Annotated in this window: 5 protein-coding genes, 1 pseudogene and 1 riboswitch; of the genes and pseudogenes, 2 read left to right on the top strand and 4 right to left on the bottom strand. The window is 63.9% G+C overall.

The genetic code is table 11. From position 1 onward, the window contains the following. A pseudogene (locus AC1P6P_RS14025) lies at positions 1-243 on the top strand (creatininase family protein); the annotation flags it as partial. Positions 244-297: 54 nt separating this feature from the next. On the opposite strand, the gene AC1P6P_RS14030 reads toward AC1P6P_RS14025, so the two are convergent. From AC1P6P_RS14030 to AC1P6P_RS14045, 4 genes are all read right to left on the bottom strand, one after another. Beyond that, on the bottom strand, positions 298-702 hold the full coding sequence (locus tag AC1P6P_RS14030) for an endonuclease domain-containing protein (protein ID WP_481403066.1): 405 nt from the start codon (positions 700-702) through the stop codon (positions 298-300). 84 nt (positions 703-786) lie between these two features. After that, a complete protein-coding gene (locus AC1P6P_RS14035) occupies positions 787-1,539 on the bottom strand; it encodes a hypothetical protein (protein WP_481403067.1) in 753 nt (250 codons plus the stop codon). 85 nt (positions 1,540-1,624) lie between these two features. Next, the gene (locus tag AC1P6P_RS14040; RefSeq protein ID WP_481403068.1) at positions 1,625-1,870 is read right to left on the bottom strand and encodes a hypothetical protein; all 246 of its coding nucleotides are present in this window, start codon (positions 1,868-1,870) and stop codon (positions 1,625-1,627) included. Further along, positions 1,867-1,989 carry a hypothetical protein gene (locus tag AC1P6P_RS14045; protein WP_481403069.1) on the bottom strand — a complete coding sequence of 41 codons (123 nt, stop codon included), beginning with the start codon at positions 1,987-1,989 and terminating at the stop codon, positions 1,867-1,869. The genes AC1P6P_RS14040 and AC1P6P_RS14045 overlap by 4 nt, the downstream gene beginning before the upstream one ends. A gap of 94 nt (positions 1,990-2,083) precedes the next feature. Beyond that, positions 2,084-2,202: riboswitch (TPP riboswitch) on the top strand. Here AC1P6P_RS14045 and thiC point away from each other — a divergent pair. Further along, positions 2,193-3,913 (top strand): phosphomethylpyrimidine synthase ThiC (thiC, locus tag AC1P6P_RS14050; protein ID WP_481403070.1); only part of this gene is annotated, 1,721 nt, incomplete at its 3' end. Its footprint overlaps the riboswitch before it by 10 nt.

Genomic DNA, 3,913 nt, shown 5'->3' on the forward strand with positions numbered 1-3,913 from the left:
GCCACGCCGTCGGAGATTTCCATCACCCGCTACGCCTTTCCCGAGGCGATCAAGCGGGCCGACATCATGCCCAGGATCGCGCCGGTCGGCCCGGTGTTCGACGCCAAGGACTTCAAGCGCCGCTTCCCCGACGGCCGCATCGGCTCCGACCCGACGCTGGCCAATTCCGGCGCCGGCGAACGCCTGCTCAACGCCGTCGCCAAGGCCCTGGTCAACGAGTTCAACACCTTCGCGAGGGGGTGAAACGATACCTCCCCCTGGTGGGGAGGTCGGAAAAGCTCGCGCCCATTCAACGATCTAAAACGGCGGAGGTTCAAGCGCGCGCGGTTTTCCGGGTGGGGGGCGGCGCTGCGTGGCAGCACGGAGGATCGTCTCGAAGACCCGGTCCAGTTCCCACAGAACCTCATTATTGGCGAAGCGCAAGATGAGATAGCCTTCTCCTGACAAGGCCAAATCGCGGATACGGTCGTGTTCGCGGTTGGCATCGGTTCCGTGCTGGTCGCCGTCAAGTTCGATGATCAGTCGAACACCGTGTTCGGCAAAGTCTGCATAATAGCCGCGCAGTGGCACTTGGCGTCGGAAATGAAAGCCGTTCCGGTTGGCTTCGCGCAGTTTCCACCACAACAACCCCTCCGGTTTCGTCATATCAGCCCGCATTAAGCGGGCGCGCTCACGAATGCCAGGTTTCAGTTGTCGACGCATGCCCCCACCCGACGTGCTGGCGCACGTCGACCTCCCCACGAGGGGGAGGTTATTCGGTTTTGCCACCTAAATCACTGGCGCGAGCTACACATTCTTCGCGATCCCGGCGGCGCGCATCGCCAGTGTGGCGTAGACGCAGAGGAACACGCCCGGCACCGCCAGCCAGTGGCCGTAGCAATAGGTGTTGCCGAGGACTGCCACTCCGATGAGCGCGGTCAGGCCGGCGCCGATGGTGTAGAACCAGTCATGGCCCGGCATGTCCTTGCGCCAGATCCACAGTGGTGCCGGCAGTTGCGATTTGCGCAGAATGAAGAACGACAGGATCGACAGCACTATGAAGCCGGCCGCGGCGAAGGCGGCGATGGCGTAGAGCCACGTCAGTTCGCTGCCGGGCAGGGGCGGGAAGCGGAAGCGGTCGAAGCCCTCCACCATTGCCAGGGCGAAACTGGTCCAGTAGACGCCCCAGCCGAGCATGCCGATGGCGTAAATCTTCCACGCCCTTCTGGGCGTCGACAAAACCTGGATGTCATCCGTCGTTCGGATGCGCAGAACGATCAGGGCTGCGATCAGGCAGACGGCAAAGGCCACCGACGTCGTGCCCGCGTAATAGTACGGCCATTTGTTGGTGCTGAGCTTGCCGATGGCGTGGCGCCAGTGCGTGTCGAAGGCGGCGACAGCCTCGGGCGGGGCGGTTTCGTCGGGCATGTCCCACATCTGCACCGCTTCCGCCTTTGCGGAGTCGGTCCACGGCTCCATCTGTTCGCTTTGATAGACCAGCGAACCGCCGCCGACGATCAAGGCGAACGCGAACAGGAACAGGACGATGCGGAGGGGCATGGCGGGGTGACTCAAGGCGTGCGCGTGTCTTACCGCGCTTTCCGGCACGGCAATAGAACGCAAAAGACACAGTTGAGACACTTGCCTAGTGACGGCGATACGCGCCTGTGAAGGTGACGTTCATGCCGCCGCAGCGCAGATTGTCTTCCACCAGGAGATAAGGCCCCACCAGCCTGAGCGAAGCGACGCATTCCAGGCTGGGGTCGAAATCCTTGCGCCGTTCGGAGGCCGCGGGCAGGGTGAGCAGCGTGCCGGCGGGCTTGCTGGTGCCGTCCATCTCGCCGTCGTGGACATTGACCGGGCTCGACTGCCAGATCGCTTGGCCGTTCACCGTGAGTGCGCCGCATCGCGCCCCGGCTGGTCGGGATCGAAGCTGACGACATCGCAGTCGGCGGCGTGCGCCATGGCACCGAACAGCCCTACCGCCAGCAGGGTCAAAGCCCATTTCATCGTCGATACTCGCCCAATCCCCAGGCGATTATGCCAGCATTGCGCGAACCAAGGCCCGCGCGGCTTGACATGGCGGCCTTTCCGCACATGATCCGCAAAATCCCAGGGGCGTCCTGCGTCGCGTCGGCGGCGGAGGGCTGAGATCGCAATCGTGCGTGTCCCTTAGAACCTGATCCGGGCAATACCGGCGTAGGGAGAGGCAAATGAACCAGCCCGTCCGCAATCCATCCGTATCCGTCACCCGCGGTCCGCTTCCCGGCTCGCACAAGGTGACCCTTAACGGCGTACCGTTCCGCGAAGTGCCGTTGTCGGGCGGCGAGCCGCCGGTGCGCCTGTACGACACCTCGGGTCCGTATACCGATCCGACTGCCGAGATCGACATCGCCAAGGGCGTCGCGGCGCTGCGGCGCGAATGGATTTTGGCCCGCGGCGATGTGGAAGAATACAGCGAGCGTGCCCGCAAGCCGGAAGACGATGGCCTGAAAGAGGGCGAGCTGCTGTCGGTGCCGCAGTTCGATCGCGCCGGGCTGAAGCCGCTGCGCGCCAAGGCGGGCAAGAACGTCACCCAGCTCCACTACGCCCGCCAGGGCCTCATTACCGAAGAGATGAAGTTCATCGCCGCGCGCGAAAACCTCGGCGCTTCGCCGCTCGCCGACGGCCATTCCTTCGGCGCCTCGCTGCCGCGCCACATCACGCCGGAATTCGTCCGCGACGAGATCGCCCGCGGCCGTGCGATTATCCCCAACAACATCAACCATCCCGAAAGCGAGCCGATGATCATCGGCCGCAACTTCCTCACCAAGATCAACGCCAACATCGGCAATTCGATCGTCACTTCGGGCGTCGAGGAGGAGGTGGAGAAGATGGTGTGGTCGATCCGCTGGGGCGCCGACACCGTGATGGACCTCTCCACGGGCCGCCACATCCACACCATTCGCGAATGGATCATCAGGAATGCGCCGGTGCCGATCGGGACGGTGCCGATCTATCAGGCGCTGGAAAAGTGCGGCGGCATCGCCGAAGAGCTGACCTGGGAGCTTTATCGCGACACGCTGATCGAGCAATGCGAACAGGGCGTCGACTATTTCACCGTCCACGCCGGCGTGCGGCTGGCGCACATTCCGCTGACCGCGGATCGCGTCACCGGCATCGTGTCCCGCGGCGGTTCGATCCTGGCGAAGTGGTGCCTGGCGCATCACCGCGAGAATTTCCTCTACACGCACTTCGAGGATATCTGCGAAATCCTGAAGGCCTATGACGTCGGCTTCAGCCTCGGCGATGGCTTGCGGCCGGGCTCCACCGCCGATGCCAACGACGCGGCGCAGTTTGCGGAGCTGGATACGCTTGGCGAACTCAATCGCATCGCCCAGAAGCACGACGTGCAGGTGATGATCGAAGGCCCCGGCCATGTGCCGATGCACAAGATCAAGGAAAACATGGACCGCCAGCTCGCGAGTTGCGACGAGGCGCCGTTCTATACGCTGGGGCCGCTGACGACCGACGTCGCGCCCGGCTACGATCACATCACCAGCGCCATCGGTGCCGCGATGATCGGCTGGTTCGGCACCGCGATGCTGTGCTACGTGACGCCGAAGGAACATCTGGGATTGCCGGATCGCGACGACGTCAAGGCCGGCGTGATCGCCTACAAGATCGCAGCGCACGCGGCCGATCTGGCGAAAGGCCATCCCGCGGCGCGGATCTGGGACGACGCCATGTCGAAGGCGCGCTTCGAGTTCCGCTGGCGCGACCAGTTCGCCCTGGCGCTCGACCCCGAAACCGCCGAGGCCTTCCACGACGAAACGCTGCCCGCCGAAGGCTCGAAGATCGCCCACTTCTGCTCGATGTGCGGCCCGAAATTCTGCTCGATGAAGATTTCCAAGGAAGTGCAGGAAGCCGCGCGCGGAAAGAACGACACCCTCTC

The sequence above is a fragment of the Rhizomicrobium sp. genome (genome assembly GCF_056722145.1).

Excerpts from the sequence above, each read along its gene's own strand:
- AC1P6P_RS14030 (WP_481403066.1), bottom strand. The coding sequence starts at position 702 with ATGCGTCGACAACTGAAACCTGGCATTCGTGAGCGCGCCCGCTTAATG.
- AC1P6P_RS14035 (WP_481403067.1), bottom strand. The coding sequence starts at position 1,539 with ATGCCCCTCCGCATCGTCCTGTTCCTGTTCGCGTTCGCCTTGATCGTC.
- AC1P6P_RS14045 (WP_481403069.1), bottom strand. The coding sequence starts at position 1,989 with ATGAAATGGGCTTTGACCCTGCTGGCGGTAGGGCTGTTCGGTGCCATG.